This window comes from Wolbachia endosymbiont (group A) of Cydia splendana, assembly GCF_947179475.1.
GTDB classification, from domain to species: domain Bacteria; phylum Pseudomonadota; class Alphaproteobacteria; order Rickettsiales; family Anaplasmataceae; genus Wolbachia; species Wolbachia pipientis.
On the sequence record NZ_CAMXBP010000001.1, the window covers coordinates 624436 to 647620 of the forward strand.

Annotated in this window: 18 protein-coding genes and 1 pseudogene; 10 read left to right on the forward strand and 9 right to left on the reverse strand. The window is 36.2% G+C overall.

The features are described 5' to 3' along the window. The first annotated feature begins 15 nt into the window (after positions 1 to 15). The 4 genes from OM961_RS03065 (at position 16) to OM961_RS03080 (ending at position 2635) form a co-directional block, all read left to right on the forward strand. Positions 16 to 234 (forward strand): hypothetical protein, encoded by a 219-nt coding sequence (locus tag OM961_RS03065; RefSeq protein WP_264339360.1) that lies wholly within the window; start codon positions 16 to 18, stop codon positions 232 to 234. Positions 235 to 329: 95 nt separating this feature from the next. After that, positions 330 to 2036, forward strand: coding sequence for an arginine--tRNA ligase (argS, locus tag OM961_RS03070; protein ID WP_264339362.1), 1707 nt, complete (start codon positions 330 to 332; stop codon positions 2034 to 2036). A 94-nt stretch (positions 2037 to 2130) separates the two neighbouring features. Next, the gene (locus OM961_RS03075; RefSeq protein WP_010962565.1) at positions 2131 to 2355 is read left to right on the forward strand and encodes a hypothetical protein; all 225 of its coding nucleotides are present in this window, start codon (positions 2131 to 2133) and stop codon (positions 2353 to 2355) included. Continuing rightward, positions 2336 to 2635 (forward strand): type II toxin-antitoxin system RelE family toxin, encoded by a 300-nt coding sequence (locus OM961_RS03080; RefSeq protein ID WP_010962566.1) that lies wholly within the window; start codon positions 2336 to 2338, stop codon positions 2633 to 2635. Before OM961_RS03075 ends, OM961_RS03080 begins: the two co-directional genes overlap by 20 nt. Positions 2636 to 3636: 1001 nt before the next feature. Here OM961_RS03080 and OM961_RS03085 read toward each other — a convergent pair. From OM961_RS03085 to OM961_RS03095, 3 genes are all read right to left on the reverse strand, one after another. Beyond that, positions 3637 to 4932 (reverse strand): Na+/H+ antiporter NhaC family protein, encoded by a 1296-nt coding sequence (locus tag OM961_RS03085; RefSeq protein ID WP_264339364.1) that lies wholly within the window; start codon positions 4930 to 4932, stop codon positions 3637 to 3639. A 1237-nt stretch (positions 4933 to 6169) separates the two neighbouring features. Continuing rightward, positions 6170 to 6793, reverse strand: coding sequence for a heme ABC exporter ATP-binding protein CcmA (ccmA, locus tag OM961_RS03090; RefSeq protein WP_264339366.1), 624 nt, complete (start codon positions 6791 to 6793; stop codon positions 6170 to 6172). A gap of 3 nt (positions 6794 to 6796) precedes the next feature. Then, positions 6797 to 7228 carry a hypothetical protein gene (locus tag OM961_RS03095; protein WP_264339368.1) on the reverse strand — a complete coding sequence of 144 codons (432 nt, stop codon included), beginning with the start codon at positions 7226 to 7228 and terminating at the stop codon, positions 6797 to 6799. 196 nt (positions 7229 to 7424) lie between these two features. Between OM961_RS03095 and aspS the strand changes: the two genes are divergently transcribed. Together aspS and OM961_RS03105 are read left to right on the forward strand one after the other, a co-directional pair. After that, complete coding sequence (gene aspS, locus OM961_RS03100) at positions 7425 to 9227, forward strand: aspartate--tRNA ligase (RefSeq protein WP_007548818.1); 1803 nt, start codon at positions 7425 to 7427, stop codon at positions 9225 to 9227. A 61-nt stretch (positions 9228 to 9288) separates the two neighbouring features. Next, complete coding sequence (locus OM961_RS03105; RefSeq protein ID WP_264339370.1) at positions 9289 to 10551, forward strand: MFS transporter; 1263 nt, start codon at positions 9289 to 9291, stop codon at positions 10549 to 10551. A 7-nt stretch (positions 10552 to 10558) separates the two neighbouring features. On the opposite strand, the gene OM961_RS03110 is transcribed toward OM961_RS03105, so the two are convergent. The 3 genes from OM961_RS03110 to pdhA all read right to left on the reverse strand — a co-directional run bounded on the left by OM961_RS03110 (position 10559) and on the right by pdhA (position 14452). Next, positions 10559 to 11482, reverse strand: coding sequence for an RluA family pseudouridine synthase (locus tag OM961_RS03110; protein WP_155968382.1), 924 nt, complete (start codon positions 11480 to 11482; stop codon positions 10559 to 10561). A gap of 196 nt (positions 11483 to 11678) precedes the next feature. After that, a complete protein-coding gene (locus OM961_RS03115) occupies positions 11679 to 13145 on the reverse strand; it encodes an IS4 family transposase (protein ID WP_264339580.1) in 1467 nt (488 codons plus the stop codon). 326 nt (positions 13146 to 13471) lie between these two features. Further along, entirely contained in the window at positions 13472 to 14452 is a 981-nt protein-coding gene (gene pdhA, locus OM961_RS03120) for a pyruvate dehydrogenase (acetyl-transferring) E1 component subunit alpha (protein ID WP_264339372.1), read from the reverse strand. Positions 14453 to 14507: 55 nt separating this feature from the next. On the opposite strand from pdhA, the gene hemJ reads away from it, so the two are divergent. Continuing rightward, complete coding sequence (gene hemJ / locus OM961_RS03125) at positions 14508 to 14936, forward strand: protoporphyrinogen oxidase HemJ (RefSeq protein WP_010082641.1); 429 nt, start codon at positions 14508 to 14510, stop codon at positions 14934 to 14936. 6 nt (positions 14937 to 14942) lie between these two features. Here hemJ and OM961_RS03130 read toward each other — a convergent pair whose 3' ends face one another. Beyond that, entirely contained in the window at positions 14943 to 15095 is a 153-nt protein-coding gene (locus OM961_RS03130; RefSeq protein ID WP_264339374.1) for a hypothetical protein, read from the reverse strand. A gap of 7 nt (positions 15096 to 15102) precedes the next feature. After that, positions 15103 to 16043: pseudogene (locus OM961_RS07610) on the reverse strand (IS5 family transposase). A 41-nt stretch (positions 16044 to 16084) separates the two neighbouring features. Between OM961_RS07610 and OM961_RS03150 the strand changes: the two are divergent. Both OM961_RS03150 and miaB read left to right on the forward strand, forming a co-directional pair. Continuing rightward, entirely contained in the window at positions 16085 to 16213 is a 129-nt protein-coding gene (locus OM961_RS03150) for a hypothetical protein (protein WP_264339376.1), read from the forward strand. Positions 16214 to 16813: 600 nt separating this feature from the next. Then, positions 16814 to 18133, forward strand: a complete 1320-nt coding sequence (gene miaB / locus OM961_RS03155; RefSeq protein WP_264339378.1) for a tRNA (N6-isopentenyl adenosine(37)-C2)-methylthiotransferase MiaB — start codon at positions 16814 to 16816, stop codon at positions 18131 to 18133. Positions 18134 to 18272: 139 nt separating this feature from the next. Here the strand turns inward: miaB and OM961_RS03160 are convergent, their stop codons facing one another. Then, entirely contained in the window at positions 18273 to 19739 is a 1467-nt protein-coding gene (locus OM961_RS03160) for a peptide MFS transporter (protein ID WP_264339379.1), read from the reverse strand. Between the two features lie 176 nt (positions 19740 to 19915). Here OM961_RS03160 and OM961_RS03165 point away from each other — a divergent pair, with 176 nt between their 5' ends. After that, a complete protein-coding gene (locus OM961_RS03165) occupies positions 19916 to 23170 on the forward strand; it encodes an isoleucine--tRNA ligase (RefSeq protein ID WP_264339380.1) in 3255 nt (1084 codons plus the stop codon). The last annotated feature ends 15 nt before the right edge of the window (positions 23171 to 23185 follow it).

The following is a 23185-nucleotide window of genomic DNA, read 5'->3' on the forward strand; positions in this document are numbered from 1 at the left end:
GTATAGGAGGTCTCTATGTTAAAACATAACTATAGTGATAAAATCAATAATCGCTATTCATATACTAACAAATTTTCTTATAGTGATGAGGGTGTAGATGAGACGATCAAGGATAAAATCACAACTGAAGATCAGGTAGTAACTGATGATGTTGAAGAGCCTGGTGCTGGTAATGATGGTTACAGTGAAGGTATGGCTTTCTCTTACCATGGTTACGGCAACGACTTAATATAAACTCTGATCCAGGAAGATAAAATAGTTAAGATAAACCTTCAACTAGCCCCACTTATTCGCTATATTGTTGGAGGTTTTCATAGTTTTTCTAGTTGATGAACATTTTCAAAAGGGCTTCTTCCTTAATTTTGAGTAAATTAAACGAGTTGAAGCAAAGGGGTATTATAAATACAGATACAACAAACTTTATCGTAGAACCCCCAAGTAACAGAGCACATGGAGACATTTACACAAACGTTGCTATGGTGCTCGCAAAGCATGAAAAGAAGAATCCCATTGAAATTGCAGAGGTTTTAGCCAAAGAATTTGAACTTTTTGATGAAGTTGCAAAAGTGGAAATAGCGGGCCCTGGTTTCATCAACATACACTTAAAAATAAAAGTATGGCATGGGATTTTAAAACAAATAAATGAGCTAAAAACAGAGTTTGGCACCCTAGATATAGGGAACAATCAGGCCATTAATGTTGAATTTGTATCTGCAAATCCAACTGGTCCACTGCATATTGGTCATGCAAGAGGGGCAGTATTTGGTGACGTTCTGGCAAATTTATTGAAAAAAGTTGGTTATAAAGTTACTAAGGAATACTATATTAATGATGCTGGAGCGCAGATAGATACGCTAATTCGGTCAGTATATTTGCGGTATAAGGAAGCTCTGGGAGAAAAAATCAGCATCGAAAAAGGTTTATACCCAGGTGAATATTTAAAACCAATAGGGACTGGGCTGGCCAAAAAATATGGCGCAGAGCTTCTAGAAAAGCAAGATAATCAAGTGATTAGAGACTATACTTTAAGTTCCATCTTAGAAATCATAAAGGAAGACATGAACTTACTTGGAGTAAATCATGATGTTTTTACTTCAGAGTATGAGCTACAAAAAAGTGGCAAAATTGAAGAGAGTATAAAGATATTGTCTGACAAGGGTCTAGTGTATGAAGGGTACCTGGAGAAACCAAAAGGCAAAGAAAGCGAAAATTGGACTTCCAGAAAAGAGATGCTATTTCGCTCTACAAAATTTGGTGATGACGTTGACCGTGCATTGAAGAAAGAGGACGGCAGTTGGACTTATTTTGCCTCGGATATCGCTTACCATTTTGATAAGATATCGCGTGGTTTTAACAATATGATCGTAGAGCTTGGTAGTGACCACGGCGGTTATGTCAAAAGACTCAAAGCAGTCGTCTCTGCGCTCAGTGATGATCAAGCAAAAATAGAGGTAAAACTGCATAATATTGTGAATTTTTTCGAGAACGGCAAACCTGTTAAGATGTCCAAAAGATCAGGAAACTTCCTAACAGCAAGAGATGTAGTGGAAGAAGTTGGCAGGGACATAACTCGTTTTATAATGCTAACACGCAAGAATGATATGGTCTTGGACTTTGATTTTGCTAAAGTTAAAGAACAGTCAAAAGATAACCCTATTTTTTACGTGCAATATGCGCATGCTCGTGCTCATTCATTAATGCGTAATGCTCCAAAAGAGCTCCCAACAGCAGATCCTTCACTTTTAAGGACAGGTGGAGAGCTCTTCCTCATAAAAACCTTAGCAAAGTGGCCAGATGTGGTAGAAATTGCAGCAAGGCTTTGTGAGCCACACAGAATTACTTTCTACTTACTTGAAGTTGCAGAAGCGTTTCACGTTTTATGGGGGTATGGCAAGAGTGATTTAAACATGCGTTTCATACTGGAAGACAACTTAAACCTCACCGCTGCAAGAATGTTTCTCGTGCAGGCCTTAGCACACGTCATCGCTTCTGGACTTTCTATCTTCAATATAGAGCCTTTGGAAGAGATGAGTTGATTTTTTTATGCAAGATTGTTTTTTCAACGAATAGAGAAGTTGACAAAATTAAGTAAAAATGTTATAGTTTATAGTAGTATTTTCTGGTTAATATATGGCTCACAGTCAAAAAAAGCTCAATGTTAATGTAAGTTTTGACAGTAAATTGGCTCAGTATCTTACAGAAATGGCAGAGACTCAAAATAAAACTATTCCTGAAGTTTTAGTAGATTTAGTGGAAGAAGAGTTCGAAGAAGATGTAGAGCTATCCAAAATAGCTGACGATCGCCTCTCTGAAGGTGAAGAAGAAGTAGAGGATGATGAAAACATCTGGAAATAAAACTTACACTATAAAATTCTTAAAAAATGTTATTGAAAAAGAAATTCCAGCTCTTCCGGCAAAGATTAAATTAATGGTTCAGGAGGCCATAAAGAAACGCCTTACAGTTGATCCTTTTAATCTAGGAAAGCCTTTATGTCATAGCTTTAGAGGGCAATATAGGATAAGGGTTAGCAACTACCGTATAATTTACATCATAAATCATTCAGAACGTAAAGTACTTATTACTGCAGTGGGGTATAGAAAAAACATTTACAAACACAGAAGATTACACAATTAAAAATATAAGAAAGATCTCACCGCTGCAACTTGTCCAAGCCTTAGCACACGTCATTGCTTCTGGACTTTCTATCTTTAATATAGAGCCGTTAGAAGAAATGAGTTGATTTTTTTTTGTTACAATATGTAATGATCAAAATATTATTCAAAGTAGGGTAAAGTTATGACGATCAGTTTTAGGGAGTATTCAACTGTATTCACTGAAGTTGCGGAACAGACAGATTTAAATGGAAATAACATAATTGAAAGAATAAAAGGGCATTAGCATAGATCCCGCTAACAAGCAGCGGGATGACGGTTGTCAGGGTGTCAGGCTAGTACCTTCTCTTGTCATCCCAGTGCCCAGACACTGGGATCCAGAAAAGTTTGCTTGTGAACAAGCAAACTAGCATGGAAAGTGGTTACAACATTTTCGATGAGATTATATGGAAAACTGTATTCCAGTGTCAAGCACTGGAATACATCACAGGGGCACTGGAATGACACCCTTTACGGGCTCTTAAATTGCAACTATAAATGTTTAAGAAATTTACCAAATAAAAAAAAAGGCAAAAGAAGCCCCGTGGTGGTTGGCTATTTACCATGTACTAAAATACCGGCGTTTTTTTTATTCTAAAACGCTTGATTAAGAGCGATTTAGCTGCTTTTAACTTGCAACTAACCTACACCGCAAGTGTTTAAGAAATTTACTAAGCAGGAAAAAAGGCAAAGAAACCCCGTAGTAGCTAGCATTCAAATTCTCCCTTGTCAATTTGACGTTTTTTGCTGTCTTAAACGCTTTGTAAGCGCGTTTCGGCTTATATAGATAAAAACCTAAAAATTTTTAAAGACATGCGATGTACGTAGTGCGAAAAATTAAACATGAGACGCCAAATACCCTAAGTTTTTTGTCATTAACCTGCACAGATTGCGAAGATAAATAAATAGCTTCAGTTTCATGATAAGGGGGTTGGCGAAGGGTGTCAAGTAATTCCGTTCCTTATGGGTAAAAAAAGAGAAACTCTAAGTTGCAGCCGCACAATGTTTCTCTTTTCTGCTGTTGATGATTATTTCGCCTATTGTAACTGCCGCTAGAATAAAGCAATAATATACCTGTGTTAATAAAGAAATAGGTGATACAGAGGCGATGCTACCTGCTAGCAATAGTTGGGAACCATAAGGTAAGATACCTTTTGTAGCACAAGCAAAAACATCTAATAAGTATGCGCTGCGATGTGGCGCAATACTGTGTTTTTGTGCAAGCCTTTTTGCAATGCCACCACTTAGTAAAATAGCAATGGTATTATTGGCAACTAAGGTAGTAAACATAGACGCAATTCCTGCTATCACAAATTCAGCTTTAGTTTTTGTGATATTGCTTTCATCGATGAGTTTATGCAACGCTTTTTGACCTTGCTTGTACATTATATGGCTCAATCCACCGATAAATAGAGCAAATATCACTATTTCGTTTACTTTTTTGAAACCGTCATACACGTCATGAGGAAATTGAATGATAGCATAGTCAAAAAAAGTTATTCCTAGCACACCAGCAATAATTATGTTTATAGTTATTGTTACTAAAGTGGCGACTTCAAGCAGCCCCATGATTATTAAAGAAATGTAAGGAATAATTTTTATTATAGAATAATAATCTAAATTTGATATAGAAATAATTTTTGTACTATTTGAGGCAACTGCTAGGTAGATGAGTGTTATAATGCTGGCAATAAGTGCAACTTTAGAGTTCATTTTAAGTTTATCTTTTGCTGAAGCTTCCTGTGAAGAAACAGATGCAATGGTGGTATCAGATATCATCGAAAGGTTATCGCCAAACACGGCACCACCTACTACAGTTGCAGTTCCTATTTCGAGACCAAAAGCTCCACTTTTTGCCAGATTAACAGCTATAGGTACCATCAGCGCAACAACTCCCATAGATGTGCCAATTGCAGTTGAAATAAAAGCAGAAGCCAAAAATACTCCAGGCAGCAGTAATCTTGCTGGAAGGAAATTAAGAATTAAATTAGCAACAGTGTCTGCGCTACCAATTGATTGAGTAACTGCAGAAAATGCTCCAGAAAATAAAAAAATTAAACACATAGTAAGGGTATTTTTGTCACCCATGCCCTCGATAACAGTATCGATGTTATGCTGAGTTTTATTTGTACCACGTGAGACAGCAAAAAATAGTGCTGGTAACAAGCATATTACTGGTGAAACCTGATGAAGTGGATTATCAGTTCCGATAAAAGAAAAATAAGCACCACTTCCAAGATACAAGATTAAAAAAATAATCAAGGGGACAAAAGCTGTCATTTTACTGTACCTAAACTTATAACTATAACTAATTAAGTGGTTTTAAGCAAGTTTGGTTTTCACTAGTTCTACAGGAAGTCAATAGCAGAGTTTTAAACTTCATATTTAATCTACTAAATAAATAGCACATGTAGCTTATTGCTTGACAATAGGATCTAATTGTTGTCTAGATTCCAGCATCACGCGCATAACTGTACGAACATTTGTTTGCGAAGAAATGTTATAGCTGGTTTTGCCTCAAACACAAAGATGTCATCCGAGTAGCTGACTACTTGGATCCAGAAAATTTTGCTGCGAGTAAGCAAATTTGTTTGGTGAGCATAGAAAGTGGAATGTGTAAGCGCAGCCTCAACAGGGTGTCATCCAAGTAGCTGACTACTTGGATCCAGATTGGATACTGAGTTGGTGAGTATAAAAGTATAGCTAACGCGAGCTCTACGTCATACCGCCGCAGAATAATTAACCGTCATACCGCGATTCATTCGCAGTATCCCTTCGCGGTATCCCTTAGCCGCTAACAACTTACTATTACCCACAAATAAAAACATAGTATTGTATTTACTCAAATAATTTAATTTTATTAACCTGAAAGCTTATTAGATTAAAATTATTAAACTAAGAGTTATAATTTTAGCAACTAAAAGCTGTAAATTGCACCATATAAACAGTTATTTCAAGCAAAAGTTATGCCATTAAGAGCTATGCAACAAACATTTATATTTGTGGGTAATAGTAAGCGCTAACAAGCAGCGGGATGACGGTTGTCGTTTAGCCATAAACATTAAGGAATTTACCAAATAAAAAAAAAGGCAAAAGAAGCCCTAGTCATTGTCTATTTTCAGTATTGGCGTTTTTTAAGTCTTAAACACTGCAATTTAGCTGCTTTTAAATGCAACTCACCTTAGTTTGAATGTTTAAGAAATTTACTAAGCAGAAAAAAAAGGCAAAGAAAACCCGTGTTAGCTAGTTGTCACTCTCTAATCCTGCAAATTGGCGTACTATACTGTCTTAAACGACTTATAAGCGCGTTTCAGCTTATATAGGTAAAAACCTAGAAATGTTGTGAAGACATAAGGTGCACATAGTGCAAAAAATTAAAAATAAGACGCCAACTACGTTGTTTTCTTGCTGTTTAATCTGCACAGATGAAGATAACTGAATACCTTCAGTTTCATGATACGGGGACTGGCGAAACTTGTCAAGGAAGTTTTTCGTTTCTAACGGTTGTTGCCAAAAACTATACAAGAAGTCTATTGAAATCGCGTATATCAATCGTTGTAAAATCACACAATTGCTCTGTAGAGCTATGCCCTGTAATAATTACTATACCATTTTGCTCAGAGCGTATTGAGATTAAGTTCAGCACTAATTCACACGTTGCACTATCAAGATTACAAAATGGTTCATCTATCAGCCAAACGTTTGCATTAGAAATCAAGAGGCGAGCAAGCGCAACTCTCCTTTTCCAGCCTGCAGAAAGTTCGCCATATCTAATATTAAGTACAGGTTGCAACTGCAAACAACAAATAGCTGCCATAATCAATTCCCTAGTATTTCGTATTCCTGCCCAGAATTCTATGTTTTGAGCAACAGTTAAGCTGTCCTTGCAGGCGTTTTTATGCCCTATATAGACCATACAAGATATGTAAGATTTTGGGTCATCATATATGTCTTTCCCACAATGCTTTATACTGCCTGATACCGGCGGTAAAAGTCCAGATAAACTTCTAATTAAGCTGGTTTTACCACTACCATTTGGACCAGTGATTAGAATCTTTGATTTTAGCTCAGCTTTAAAACTGAGATTCTTAAATAGTACCTTATTATTACGAGCGCAGGATAAATTTTCACATTCAAGCATGGATTATCTGCCCTTCCCCTTATGTTTACCTTGAGTTGAAGCCTGAGCTTTAACAAACAGCTCCCAAAATCCTTTCTGTCCGCCTTCGCTATGTATCAATTGTGCAAAACGCTTCATTAAACCATTACCCATCATAACCATCTTTGTCCATTTACCTACCGGTTTTGCTATGTCAACTATTTCTGGATCTTCTTTATAAACTTGCACATCTTTTTGCTTCTCGCGCAGTATTTCCTGTTGTTTCATCAATTCTTTTTGCTTGTTTTTTTGATACAATTCATTGAATTTTCTGTCTTCTTCCCACTCTTCTTTAAAAACTTTTCTAGGAAATATGATTTTTCTAATGCGATTTTTGTATATTTTTCTCAAAAAGAGAAATACTGCAGCTACAGCAAGTAATGTTACGCTATGTAATATGATCTGTGTAAGTGGCATTTCCTGTATCTAATTCATTAAAAATACCCTTACTATTATACCATAATTATAGAAATTGTGCAATTTTTTTGCGGGTAAAGACAATATAAAAGCAGTACTGCTCTATTTCGAAAATTGCGCAAATATCTGACGAACGGGCTTGTATGTAATAAGGTTTATTTCTATACTTCTTAAAGAATTTAGAAGTAAAACAAATATGAACTGCTATAAAACTCATACGTGCAATGAACTGAGGAAGAACGACGTAGAAAAGGAAGTTACCCTTTCTGGATGGTTATATCGTAAGCGCGACCATGGTAACCTAATTTTTGTTGATTTAAGAGACTTCTACGGAATCACTCAGCTAGTATTTAATAATGACAAAGACTTTTTTGATGAGATATCAAATTTAAAATTAGAGAGTGTAATTACTGTTACAGGAATAGTTGAAGCTAGAACTGAAGATACGGTAAACAGCTCTATTTCTACCGGAGAAATCGAGGTGATAGTCAACAATTTGCGCGTTGAGTCGGAAGTTGAGTTCCACTTTGATGAAGAAATAGCAAAAGAAGAAAGAAGTATATTGGCAAGCATTACCGGCGAGCAAGAATACCCAGAAAACATGAGATTTAAATATCGATTTCTTGACTTAAGACGTGAAAAAGTCCGCAACAATATTATTTTGCGCTCACAAATTATTGCAGAGCTCCGCAAGCTCATGATAGAGCGAGGATTTTTAGAGATTCAAACTCCAATACTCACTGCTTCCTCTCCTGAAGGAGCACGCGACTACCTAGTGCCAAGCAGGCTAAATCCTGGCAAGTTCTATGCATTGCCACAAGCTCCGCAGATTTTCAAACAGTTGCTCATGGTTTCAGGGTTTGATAAATATTTCCAAATTGCACCGTGTTTTCGTGATGAAGACGCAAGGGCTGACCGTTCTCCGGGAGAGTTTTATCAGCTAGATCTTGAAATGTCTTTTGTAACTCAAGAAGACATCTTTCAGATTATTGAGTCTACCTTATATAGAGTGTTTGCTAAATTTTCTCGTAAGTCTGTTGATAAAGATTTTCCACGTATTACATATAAAGAAGCAATGCTTAAATATGGTTCTGATAAGCCAGATCTGCGCAATCCACTATTAATCAGCGATGTTACAGAAATTTTTCGTGATTCAGGGTTCAATATTTTCAAAAGCAATATTGAGCGTGGTATGGTAGTGAGAGCCATCCCTGCACCTAAAACAGCAGAGGAACCACGCAGCTTCTTTGATAAAAAGATAGAACATGCGCAAAAAGAATTCGGTGCTAAGGGTCTCGGATATATAACGTTTGATAAAGATGGAACTGCGAAAGGCCCAATTGCTAAATTTCTTGATGAAAATAGGCTAAACCACATAAGAGAAGCAACAAACATAGAGCCAGGAGATAGTGTATTTTTTGCTTCTGACAAAGAGAATGAGGCGGCAAACATTGCAGGAAAAGTACGCACTCTTTTAGGGTCAGAACTCAGTCTTATAGATGATAATATCTTCAAGTTTTGTTGGATCATTGATTTTCCATATTTTGTATATGACGATAAAAGTAAAAAAATCGATTTCTTTCATAACCCATTCTCCATGCCACACGGTGGTCTGAAAGATTTAGAGGACAAAAATCCACTGGATATCCTTGCTTACCAATATGATCTTGTTTGCAATGGAATAGAACTGTCAAGTGGGGCGATTCGTAATAACAAACTGGATATCATGTATAAAGCTTTTGCCATTGCAGGTTATAGCCGGGGAGAAGTTGATACAAGATTCGGTGCACTTGTACGTGCATTCAGATTTGGTGTTCCTCCTCATGGTGGAATAGCACCAGGAGTTGATAGAATAGTTATGCTGCTTGCTGATGAGCCAAATATTCGTGAAGTAATCTGTTTTCCTATGAACCAGCAAGGTGAAGATGTTCTAATGGGTGCTCCTTCCAAGGTGGAGGATAAGCATTTACGTGAATTATCCTTGAAGGTTATTGAATGAAAAATTTTATAGCAAGGAGCACCGGTTAATGATATATTAGGTTATGTTAAATTGAAAGACCATGAATAATATCCAAAAAGCAATACTATCGGGCATGATCTGTAACATGATTGTGTGGTATGAACTCACTCTTTTTGGAGTATTAACAGATACAATCATCAACGTTTTTTTCCCATCAGAAGATCATTATTTGAGTACACTCAAATTCCTTGGTGTTTTTGCAATTGGTTTTGCGTTTAGACCAATTGGTGCAGTAATTTTTGGTTATATGGGAGATAAGTATGGCAGAAGAAAGACTTTACTTACTTCAGTAATATTAATTTCAATATCATCCACAATTATGGGAATTATACCTGGGTATAAAGAAATAGGGTTGCTTTCACCTGTATTGCTTGTGTTTTGTAGAATAGTGCAAGGAATAACTGCAGGAGGTGAAACAAGCATTAATACAGCATTTACGATAGAGCATTCAAAAGATAAAAAAAATCTAGGTTTCTTAGGAAGTATGAAGCCCTTTAGCGGAGCCCTTGGAACGCTCTTATGCATAACAATGATATTTATCTGCAAAAGAGTTACAGGTGAGAACTATGAAATATGGGAATGGAAGTTGCTTTTTTATTTTTGCTTTTTTTTGGGGACAATAGGTTTTTTAACTAGGTACATATTAAAAGAAAGCTTAGCATATAAAACTAATAAGTACGCTAATAATTTAGCACATTCACCATTGTTAGAACTAGTAAGAAACTATAAAAGACCGCTTATTATTTCAATCAATCTGGGAATTGCTCAGAATGCAATTGTCTACGCAGCAATAATGTTTTATAATATATCAATAAAAGAGCTAGTTATTTTATCTATTAGTGTTAAAGATTTAATGAGGATAGTAATACAGGTTGTATTTGCAGCATCTGCGGTACTTTTTGCAATTTTATCTGATAAAGTTGGAAGAAAACGCGTAATGATTCCTGTACTGATTATGCTATCTCTGATTGGTACATGTGTATTACCATTATTATCTTCCGTTAACCACTATGTCGTAATAATAACTTACTTATTGATTACTATACCAGTAGGTGCATCTTTTGGAATATATGGTTCTGTTATTTGTGAACTGTTTCCAACAAAAGTAAGATGCACTGGCGTAAGCTTAGCAAATAATATATCTGCAGGAATTTTTGGTGGCCTTTCTCCATACATATGCATGTGGCTTATAGAAAAAACCGAAACAAAACTTGCAGCAGGCATTTATCTTACTGCCTGCGCATTAATTAGCCTAATATCTGTGCTTCAAATTAAAGCCAAAGACAGAAAAGTTGATTGGTGAAATCGTTTCAGTCGAAAAATAGCGCTTCAATGGATTTTTCGATGTGTTTAGTGATAGGAGCGGTGATAGTGATTTCTTTATTGTTTGGCAGTTTTAAAGATAAAGAATGCGAATGAAGGTGAATTTTATTTGCTATCCCATCAATAAAAGCTTTTTTACCACCATATTTACCGTCACCAAGAATAGGGCAATTTATATGAGCTAAATGTGCACGTAACTGATGGGTTCTGCCGGTAATTGGTTGTAATTTTAAATAAGCAACATTGTGTTTGGATTTTGCTATAATTGAAAAATGCGTAGTGGCATTCTGAGGTGAATTTTCATCAACGACCACTTTTTCTTGACCTGAAACATATTTTTTCACCAATGGATAGTCTATTGTTCCACTATCCTTGCTCGGTATGCCAGAAGTTAATGCTAAATAAGTTTTTTTTACTCTTCGTCCTTTAAATTCTTCCATAAGGTATCTGGCAACATTAGCGTTGCGTGCGAATATTATCACTCCACTCGTATCTCTATCTAGCCTATGGACAATTTTAAATGTTTCTCCCTCTCTTATTTGGTCAAGCAAATCACTCATGCTAATCTTTACTTTTACGCCACCTTGAACGATGACCCCTGCGGGTTTGTTTATAGCTAGTATATATTCGTCTTCATATAATATGTTCTCTCTTAGTAGATTCACTAACTTTTCATTATATTTGCGATCAGAATTAGCGTTTTCAATATAATGCAAGTGCTTCAGCGTTATAGTTTGCCCAGAATTTACTCTATCACTGGACTTTGCTTTGCAATCATCAACTTTGATTAATCCTTTCCTTAAAGATTTTTCAATTACAGATTGCTTTAGATCAGGAAAGATTCTTCTGATGTACCTATCCAGCCTAACGTTATCGTCTTCTATTAATATGGTTTTTATACTTTGTAGCATTCCATTATTTATAATGAATATCTAGTGAAATGTCAATTATTGGTGTCATTCCAGTGTCAAGCACTGGAATGACACCGAAGGGGCTACTGCCGTCATAAAGGAACCAGTGTCAGCTACTCGGATGACAGGAGAAGGAGACTACTGAGATGACAGCTAGCCTGACAACCGTCATCCCGCTGCTTGTTAGCGCTTACTATTACCCACAAGTATAAAATTCATGAGCAAGTTTCCATCCTTCTGCTAAATCAAAGAGACGTTTCCATCCCTTCCACAAAGCTATAGGGCCTGGTTCTAAGTCATTTTTGCGAGCTAAAAACCCTCCTAACTTGGCCACCCACCTCACAATTTCTCTTATAGGTGGTGGTGTCTCAGGATAGTTTTTTGTCTTAAGCATTTTGGTATATAAAACCTTCCATTCGTCGTCAGTCAGTATGAAAGTGCAAGAAAGATTTGGATTTGTTCTAGCTACTAGTGTGATAAAAAATATTCTCCATGCAATTATACTCATTATTGTAAGAAAGCGGATTAATCTATCTGCTGCTTGGAGCCTACATTCTTCAACTTTAAGACCAGATTTCAAAATTTTATGAAAAACCTCTATTCTCCATCTTAAGCAATACCATTGTATTTTTTCTACTGCTTCTTCAAAATTATTAATATTTATATTTGTCAACAAAATCCAGTTCACAGGCTCTTCGCCAAATGGGGGGTATTTTTCTATAGCATAGACAGCATTTAAACTTAAATTAGGAAGTTTTTGGGTTTTACGTCTAGCGTTATTTTTTGATGCATTCATCACAAAGTTGCTAAACTTTACTTCTAAAACTGTTGTTCTTTGAGGTTTATCATTGCGAGCAGGAATATTCACTTGTATTTCTCCTTGATAAGACATGCGATTCATCAGATCCCACAACCTTTCACCACCTTTTTCAGAATAAGTCGACTTCTTATTTATTGTTCTGTTTTGATTTCCTCTTACTACAAAAAGAGATTGATTAGTGGAAGCAACTTCAAATAAATCATACATATCTGCTTCTCTGTCACAGACGGTAACTACCTTGATATCCTTTAATCCAGGATGATTAGTAGAATATTTAAGTGATTCTATCCACCGTATGCTTTCTTTCTCTTCTATGGGAACAGCAGTATTATGGCTTCTTCTTTTCAACTCTTTTAGGTCTTCAGCTAAGGAGGGTCTAGTACTAATTTTTTGATCCAATAATCCTATAGGCAGTCCTTCTGTTGTAACTGCAAACGTTGTATGCATCACTAATCCATGTGTTTTAAAATTAGTTGTTTTAGATGTTAATCTTGCTGCTATAATCCCTAATCCTTCGGTCTTTTTATGATTTTTATATGAGATATAACTCGTGTCTTGGATAGCTAAGATAGTTGAGTATTCTTTAGCTCTTTCAACAGTTTTAATTATATGACTTTCTAATATCTTTCTCTCAGAAATGGCATCGTTTTGGAAAAATCTATAAGCTGCTTTACTTTGATGCCAATCTTCACAAGCTTGATTTATTGAACGCTCAGGCGATTCAGCAAAACTATTAACTATTTTTAGAAGCCTTTTACTTAATCTTATATCACCAAAATTAACAATTCCAAATTCACTTTCTGCCCATTCGCCAGTTGAAGTATTTATAGTTCTTTTCATCATATATTCCATTTTTAGACCATAGATCCATTTATAATAGAAAGTTGAATTAGTAAAATATCAGCTTTTTTACTATTTATATACTTATGGGTAATAGTAAGTTGTTAGCGGGATCTAGAGATACCGCGAATGAATCGCGGTATGACGGTTCGCGGCGGCATGACGTAGAGCTTGCGTTAGCTATACTTTTATACTCACCAACTCAGCTGGATCCAAGTAGTCAGAGCACTGGGATGACAAAAAAAGGAGGGCACTTGGATGACGGGAGAAGGAGCTATTTGGATGACATCGTTTACTATACAATGTTTGTACAGTTCTGGATAAAAAAATTAGCTAACAAATTTATAAACATCAGTATACAGCTCATCAACGCTTGGTTCTTTACTATTTTTGGCAAAATCTTCCGACTTTTTTACTAAATCACGTATTTCCTTATCAATTACTTTGCACTCTTCTTCTGAAGCCATTTTATTATCTGTCATGTATTTCTTTAAAGTGCTTATAGGGTCATGATTTTGCTTCATATCTTCAACTTCTTCTTTTAAGCGATAAGTAGCAGGGTCTGACATTGAGTGACCGCGATATCGATATGTCTTCATTTCAAGCAGGATAGGCTCTTTTCCGCTGCGTGTGTGTTCCGCTGCTTCGCTTGTAGCCGCATAAACAGAGAAAAAATCCATTCCATCAACTTGTTTTCCAGGAATACCAAAGTTTTCTCCTCTTTTGTACAGCTCAGTTACTAAAGTTGATCTTTGCACAGAAGTTCCCATTGCGTATTCGTTATTTTCTATGATGTAAACCACAGGCAACTTCCACAAAGCTGCCATATTAAATGATTCATATACTTGTCCTTGATTTGCAGCACCGTCACCAAAATACGTGAATACCACGGTATCTTTTTTCTTGTATTTATTAGCAAATGCTATTCCTGTGCCAATTGGAACTTGTGCTCCCACTATTCCATGTCCGCCGAAAAATTTTTTTTCAACGTCAAATACGTGCATCGAACCACCTTTACCTTTTGAACATCCCGTTTCTTTGCCGGTGAGTTCTGCCATTACAACATTTGGATCAGAATCACATGCGAGCATTAAACCATGGTCTCTATAACTTGTGATAAAAGCGTCACCTAATTTTGATGCAGCTTGAGTTCCAACTGCAACTGCTTCTTGTCCTATTGATAGGTGACAGAACCCGCCTATTAATCCCATCCCATATAATTGTCCTGCTTTTTCCTCAAATCTGCGTATGAGTAGCATTTTCCTGTAGAATCCAATTATCTGTTCTTTAGTGAAATTTTCTGCTTTCATATCGATTTCTTTTTCATTAAACTAACACAATACCAGGAATTTTAAATTTTTGCTAATGAACTATTACCACTGGCTTGAGGCTTTTCACGTTATCTCTGTTATCATGTGGATGGCAGGTATGCTTTATTTACCCAGGCTTTATGTCTACCATGCAACTGTAAAACCGGGATCGGAAAATGATAGCTTGCTTCAAACAATGGAAAAGAGGCTACTTAGATATATCATAAACCCTGCAATGCTTTTCTCACTTGGTCTTGGAATTACACTAATGGTTATTAGGGAAGCATATCGTGAAGGATGGTTTCATGTAAAAGCATTTGCAATACTTTTGATGTTAATTATTCATATGCTACTTGCAAAATATAGGAAAAATTTTGCAATGGGTTCGAATAAGAAGTCACATATTTATTTTCGCGTTTTAAATGAAGCAGTTACAGTATTGATAATAGTTATAGTTATTATGGTTGTTGTAAAACCTTTTTGACTGACCTTACCCAAAAAAAGCAGAAAGCTCGTATCTGTTCAGATGCATGGCTAATGTACAATACTGAAATAAAAATTCCAGTGCTCCCTTTCTTGTCATCCCAGTGCTTGACACTGGGATGGCTTTGTTGCATCGCTCTTCGGATAGTAGGTAACGCACAATAAATTTATGAAGCTATCTCAAATTTAGCCATACCAATATCAGTGAACTTATTGAGCAAATAGCATTTAACAAGTAGTTCCTTCTCTCTATTTGTCTCAGATTTATTCCTAAAACTAAACCCGAATGTTTGTTTCAGTCGCGAGAAAAAACTTTCTATATAAGATCTTTTTCCGTAGTTTGTTTGCCTTTTCCACCTCTTCATTCCATCTTCGCTGCATGATTTTATTAGTCTAATTGCAGCATTTCTCTCAGCCATATAGTCTAACTTTGGATGCTCTGCTGCATTGTTTTTAGGAGGAATTTTCGTTTTTATACCATATTGATTACACAGCTTATAGAGCTTTTCTCTGTCATATGCCCTATCTGCATATAGTACTTTTATGACATACTGAAAATCGACTTCTTTTAGCAAATCACAAGCTCCATAGTGATCAGCCGTTACTGTATTTTACAGCTATGGCTTTTTTGCTGTTTGTATTCAACATTACATGCAATTTTCTTGTCTGTTCATAGCTGCGATACTTTCTATCTTCGCTATTTTCTTTGCTATGACCAGGAGTGTTGTTGTATATACTAATTCCTGTACTGTCTATAGCAATTTCGATATCTTCCATATTATTTTCTGCAATCATTGCTCTTAATATTGAGTTTCTTAAACCTTCTTGATGATTGTGAATAGCTGATAACTTGCAAATTTTTCCCAATTTGCTCAAGGTATCCTGCTATAAACCCAACTGTTTGCCTCAGGCCTATTCTAAATAAACAAGTTATTATGTGCACCAAAATTACAACTTTATCGCTATAAATATTGTTGCCACCTGGTATTTTTGGACCATTCTCGTACCACTTTTCTATGGCTTCGTTGATATAATGAAAAATATTTCCTCTTTTTTCTAGAAATTTGTTATATTCGCTATGGTTACTGACCCTCATTTTTTGTGGCATATTTTTTCTTTCAAGGTTAAATGGCTATTTTATAATGAATTTTGTCAGTAGCCACCAGATTTTTTCAGTTGCTATGCAACAAAGCCATCCCAGTGTTAGCTACTTGCATGACACCATTCTTTTTCCTGGATCCCAGTGGGCTTTGTTGCATCGCTAGCTATGATGGATAAAGATAAAAAAGGTAGAGAATATCAGTAGCTTATTATTCTGGTATTTATAACAAGAACGGTCAGTGAATACCTAAATTTGAGTAAAAGAAATTTCACTACCACTCACTAATCCGGCTAAAATTCAAGAATTTCAATGCTTTAGCTATTTTCAATAGAATTAAATTTATTAATATAAATAATAAATTACTATTCTTAAATTTGATCAGATTGATTGCAAAAAAACAAGATTTTCAATAGGTTGCTTATAATCCTAACTATAGTTAGCCTTTCATAAGTAGCGATGCAACAAAGCCATCCCAGTGTCAAGCACTGGGATGACAAGAAGAGGGCACTGCCCTCTTGGATGGAAGCCAGTGTTAGCTACTTTCATGACACCCTGACAACCGTCATCCCGCTACTTGTTAGCGGGATCTAGAGATACCGTGATGGCATGACGTAGGGGTTGCCGAGAACTTGTCATCCCAGTGCTTGACACTGGGATCCAGTTTTTCGTATAATTTTGTCAAAATCTATTGTGCTAGCAAGTTCACTAGCGTCACGCGCTGGTCTGTTAGACATTTACGTGTAGGGTGAAGAAATTTTGAAAAAGACATACCAAATATGAAAGGCCTATATATTAAAACTTACGGCTGTCAGATGAACGTTTATGACTCCGTTTTAATGGAAAATGTAATTAAACCTTTGGGGTTCAACGTTGTTAGTGATGCAGGGAAAGCCGATTTAGTGATACTGAATACTTGTCACATTAGAGAGAAGGCAGCAGAAAAACTTTACTCAGAGCTTGGGAAGATTCATTCGTTACGAAAAGAAATGACTATAGTGGTGGCTGGGTGTGTAGCGCAAGCAGAGGGAGAAGAAGTGTTCAGAAGGGCTCCTTTTGTTGATATTGTTGTTGGTCCGCAGAGTATCGCTACCTTACCGGAGCTGATAGTCAAAGCAAGCAGAAGTAAAGGTCATGTAATAAACACTGATTTTCCTGAAGTTGCAAAGTTTGATAAATTGCCAGATGAATGCTATGGCAATAGCCAGGGGTCTTCTGCGTTTCTTGCCATACAAGAGGGTTGTGATAAATTTTGTACGTTTTGTGTAGTGCCCTATGCTCGTGGAGCTGAGTATTCACGGCCAGTGAATGAAATATTTCGTGAAGCATTGAAATTAGTTGCAAATGGGGCAAATGAGATCAATTTGCTTGGTCAGAACGTCAATGCTTACCATGGGGAGTGCGAAGGGGAAGTGTGGGATTTAGGAAAATTAATTAGTCATATTGCTAAAATTGAAAAGCTAGAGAGGATTCGTTATACAACTTCTCATCCAAGAGATATGCATGAATCTCTCTACTTGGCACATGCGGAAGAGCCAAAGCTCATGCCGTTTGTTCACCTGCCTGTGCAGTCTGGTTCGAATAAAATATTGCACGCGATGAACAGGAAACACACTGCAGAGGAGTATTTGGAAATAATAGACAGATTTCGCAAATTGAAACCTGAAATCGAATTTTCTTCTGATTTTATTGTTGGTTTTCCTGGAGAAACCGAAAAAGATTTTGAAGAAACTATGAAATTAGTAGAAAAAGTTAGATATGCTCAGGCTTATAGTTTTAAATACAGCCCAAGACCAGGCACACCGGGAGCGGAAAGAAAAGATCAAGTACCAGAAGAGGTTAAAACAGAGCGCCTTCTTCGTTTACAGAAATTAATTAGTAAGCAACAACTTGAGTTTAACCAGAGTATGGTAGGTAAAACTATACCTGTTCTATTTAGCGATAAAAAAGGTAAACACCAAAACCAAATTATTGGTAAAAGCCCATATATGCAATCAGTGTGCATTGATGATTCTGAAGATAAATACAGGGACAAAATAGTAAATGTGAAAGTGTTGGAAGCTCGGCAGAGTAGTTTGCTGGGGTGTGCATTTCACTGATTTTAAGCAGCGTTAAATATAAATCTTAAGCAAAGAGTATTGAAAAAATGCAATCATAATCTTTTTCAAAAGTTACAAAGTTTAATTGCTACCTCTGCTGAACGGGTACCTTAAACCTACAAATTTGAGCTTACCTATATCAATTTTTTGTACAAGATGAGTTAGTAACAACTTTATGTATAAAATTGAAGAAGAATAAAAATACAATAACGAGCATTAAATTAAATATTCCCACCTTTAAAAAACCCTCTTTATATATTTCTAAAGATTCTAAATAATTTATTTTACCATTTACTGAAGGAACTGACATAAATTTTGATATTGCAACTCCGGCTAGGTTAGAAAACGCTAATGACAGCATTACTATACCCATCACTACTCCTCTAAGGTTTTTGGGGGCTAGTGTAGTTGCTTGTTCTTGGACTAATGGAGCAATACATAATTCTCCCAGTCCCATAAAGGAGATAGCAATTATTAAATATAAGTATTCTACTTTACCTTCAATGTTAGAGTTTAAACATCCTATGTACAGTGTGAAAAAACACATAGCCATTGTCAGAAGGCCAAGGGTAAACATGGAAGTTGCATATTTTTGCTTAAACTTCATGTATGTTCCAAAAAGAAAGCCAAATATTATAATTGACAAAGGATTTATGGCTTGAGAAACTGAAGCTGGGGTTGTTATACCTAATACATTGTTAATAACGTTTCTTTCGGTGAATAAGTTAACCAAAGAGCCAAGCTGCATTTCTAAAGCAAAAAAACACAAGAAAAATACCACAAGAATAGATAATGCCACTAATTTTCGTCTTTGTTCTGCTGATAATTTAGATATTATATAAATAAATATGCCCAGAGCTGTTATTCCAATAAATATGAGCATATTAGTAAAAAATTCACTATGTATAAGCATTTTAGCAATTATTGATGATGACAGAAAGCTTCCTATCAATACTATACCAAAAATTTTAATCCCTAATATGCGCTTATTCATAAGCTCTGGATAAGGAGAAAGGCCGCTATCTCCTAAAAGATTCTGAAATTTGAGAAAAAAGATTAGCCCTATAGACATCCCAATACCAGCTAAACCAAAGCCGTAGTGCCAGCCAAACAAGTGGGCTACATAACCACATGAAATAGAAGCCAATATTGCTCCAATATTCACACCTACGTAAAATAAAGTAAAGCCTCTGCTACGTTCAGGATCGTCTTTGCCATAGCATGAACTAAGTAAGTTAGTTACGTTCCCTTTAAACATACCAGTACCTATGGCTATTAGAGATAAACCTAAATATAATAAACCTGGTTCAAACTTAACCAATGACATGCAAGCATGACCTGCTATCATCACTATCCCTCCAAGCAACACCATGTTGCGGAATCCCATCAACTTATCAGCTAAAAAACCTCCAAGTATTGGTATAGCATAACCTGTTGCAGCAAATAATGAGTAAATAGTAAAGGCCCTCTCATCAGTGAAACCTAAGTGAGAAGTCAAAAATAGGACCAAAAGTGCCCTCATTCCATAGTAAGAGAAACGTTCCCACATTTCAACAAAGCACAACATTTTTAAAAATTGTGGAAACTTATCTGTCTTCTGATCCATAAAATACCCCTAAAGCTTTGGTTAATGTTAAGTAAAACAATAAAAACTGCAAGTAAAACTTAAAAAAAGGTATTGGAAGCTCGGCAGAATAGTTTGTTGGGGTGTGAGCTACGGAAATATTTTTGAATTTGTAATTTTTCAGAAAGCCCTATATTCTTTAGTTTTACATAGCGAACATGAAGTCAAAGCATTATCCTGATACAGTAAGTAGTCCTGATTTTTTATCGTTAGAAAAGGAAATCATAAAATTTTGGCAGGAAAACAAAGTTTTTGAGCGGTCAGTTGAAGAACGTTCCAAGGATAATTGTTTTGTCTTTTACGATGGGCCTCCGTTTGCAAATGGACTTCCGCATTATGGACATTTACTCACTGGTTTCATCAAAGACGCATTTGCAAGATATCAAACTATGCTTCAAAAAAGGGTTGAACGTAGATTTGGCTGGGATTGCCATGGATTGCCGGCTGAGATGGGTGCAGAAAAAGAACTTGGAATATCTGGTAGAACTGAGATAGAGAAGTTTGGTATAGATAAATTTAACGATCATTGCCGTACTTCTGTGATGAAATTTTCATCAGAGTGGGAGAAGTATGTAAATAGGCAAGCAAGGTGGGTAGACTTTCACAATGACTATAAGACTATGGATAAATCATTCATGGAGTCGGTCATGTGGGCATTCAAGCAGCTTTATGATAAGGGTCTGGTGTATGAATCAGTGCGCGTTGTACCATATAGCTGGGCATGCGAAACTCCATTATCTAATTTCGAAACAAGGCTTGATAACGCGTATAGAGAAAAAGTTAGCAAAGCTGTAACTGTTGCATTTGAGCTTTTAGAAAACCCACAGCAATTTAAAAGTGTTAAACGAAAGTGTAAATTACTTGCTTGGACTACAACTCCTTGGACGTTGCCGAGCAACTTGGCTTTAGCAATAGGAAAAGATATTAAGTATTGTGCAGTGTCAGTCCACCCTTTGATGTCATTCCAGCGCGTGACGCTGGAATCTATTTCTGGATCCCAGTGTCTGGGCACTGGGATGACAGGGAGTAGTGAAGGAAGTTCAATGAATGGTGAAATATACATTTTTGCTGAAAGCTACTTAGAGAAATTTATCAGCCACTCTGAACAAAACAATATTCCATATGAAAACTGCAATATAAAACTTAAAGCGAATGATCTTGCAGGTCTTTCTTACAAACCACTGTTTGACTATTTTAAAGACACAAAAAATGCATTTCGCGTTTTTATTGCTGATTATGTGACGGAAGAAGATGGTACTGGCGTTGTGCATACTGCTCCTGGATTTGGTGAGGAAGATTTTTACCTTTGCCAAAGCCATGATATTCCAGTTATTTGTCCAATTGATAACAGTGGAAAATTTACTGCTGAAATTTCAGATTTGGCAGGGGTTCATGTTTTTGATACCAATGATACAGTAATAAAAAAATTAAAAGAGCAAGGGAATTGGTTTAAAACTGAACAATATATTCACAATTATCCACACTGCTGGAGAACTGACACTCCTTTGATCTATCGCACTATGCCTTCTTGGTATGTTGCTGTTACAAAATTCAAAAGCAGAATGGTAGAGCTAAATAAGAGAGTTAATTGGATACCAAACCACATTAGAGATGGTCAATTTGGAAAATGGCTTGAAGGGGCACACGACTGGTCAATTTCACGCAATCGATTCTGGGGTACACCAATCCCTGTATGGAAATCAGACGATGCGAGATATCCAAGAGTAGATGTATATGGTTCAATAGAAGAACTGGAGAGAGATTTTAATGTTAAAATAGACGACTTGCACAGACCATTTATCGATACTTTAACAAGACCAAATCCTGATGATCCAACAGGAAAATCAGTTATGCGCCGTGTACCTGACGTGTTTGACTGCTGGTTTGAATCTGGCTCGATGCCATTTGCGCAAATCCACTATCCGTTTGAAAATAAGGAGTGGTTTGAATCTGCGGATTTTATCACTGAATACATAGCGCAAACCAGGGGGTGGTTTTATACGCTCTTTGTATTGTCCACTGCTTTGTTTGATAGGGAACCATTTAAGAACTGCATATGCCACGGTGTTGTTTTGGATGTAAAAGGGCAAAAATTGTCCAAACGTTTGAATAACTATGCAGATCCAATGGAGGTTTTTGATAGATACGGTTCTGATGCACTGCGTTTTCTTATGCTTTCTGGATCTATTGTTTGTGGTGGTAATTTGCTACTCGATAAAGAAGGAAACTCAATACGAGATGTTCTAAAAAATGTAATAAAACCTATTTGGAATAGTTATCACTTTTTTACTATGTATGCAAATGCAGATGGAATTAAAGCTGAAGTGTGTAAGGACTATAGAAGCACTATTGATCGTTACATGATTTCCAAGTGTTTTGAAGCTGTAGAAGGTATCCAAGCTTCTATGAACAACTATAACTCCCAAGAGGCTTGCAAAATTTTAATGAACTTTTTTGAAGTGCTAAATAATTGGTATATTCGTCGCAGTCGCGAGCGTTTTTGGAAAGGTGATTTGGATCAGGATAAAACTGATGCTTATAATGTTCTATATACGGTTTTTTATTACATACTAAGAGCTGCAGCTCCTTTGTTGCCACTTATAACAGAGAATATATGGCAAGGGCTTAAGTATGAAGAAACATCTGTTCATTTGGCTAATTTTCCACAATTAGAGAAGTTTGATAGTCAGCTCATTGCCAAAATGGATCTAGTGAGAGAGATATGTAACTCTGCACTCTCTATTAGAAACACTTTTAACATACGTATCAGACAGCCACTTGGCAGTATGAGGATTTATCATCAGTCTTCCTGTGGTTTTCTTGAAGGTGAATATCAAGAGATGATAAAAGATGAGGTAAATGTAAAAGAATTAGAAATAGTGGATAAGTTGAAAGAAGTTGCATCACTAGAGTTAAAACTCAACTTCCCTGTGCTTGGAAAGAGAGTTCCAGGCAAGATCAAGAAATTAGTTCAATACGTCAAAGAGGGAAAATGGAGGCAAGTTGGAAATGAACAGATATTTCTGGGAGACGAAACAGAGAACTATACTATAAAAAAAGGCGAATATGAACTATTATTAAAAGCAAACAGTGAATTCTCCTCTGTATTTGATAACAACAAAGGGGTTGTTATCCTAAACACTACTTTAAATGATGAATTGATTCTAGAAGGGCTAGCGAGAGATGTCGTGAGGCTCATTCAGGAAACTAGGAAACAAGCTGATTTTCATATATCAGATAGAATCAGAGTAATAATCAAAACAGAAGATGAGAAAATTAAGGAAGCAATAAATACGTGGTTTGAATATATAAAAGAGCAGACCCTTGCCTTATCTTTGGACATTAATACAGAAATTGGAACTAACTTCTATTCTAAGGAATATCAGGATTTAAGTGTTAGTATTGAGCGTTAAATTTTTAATAAAGTT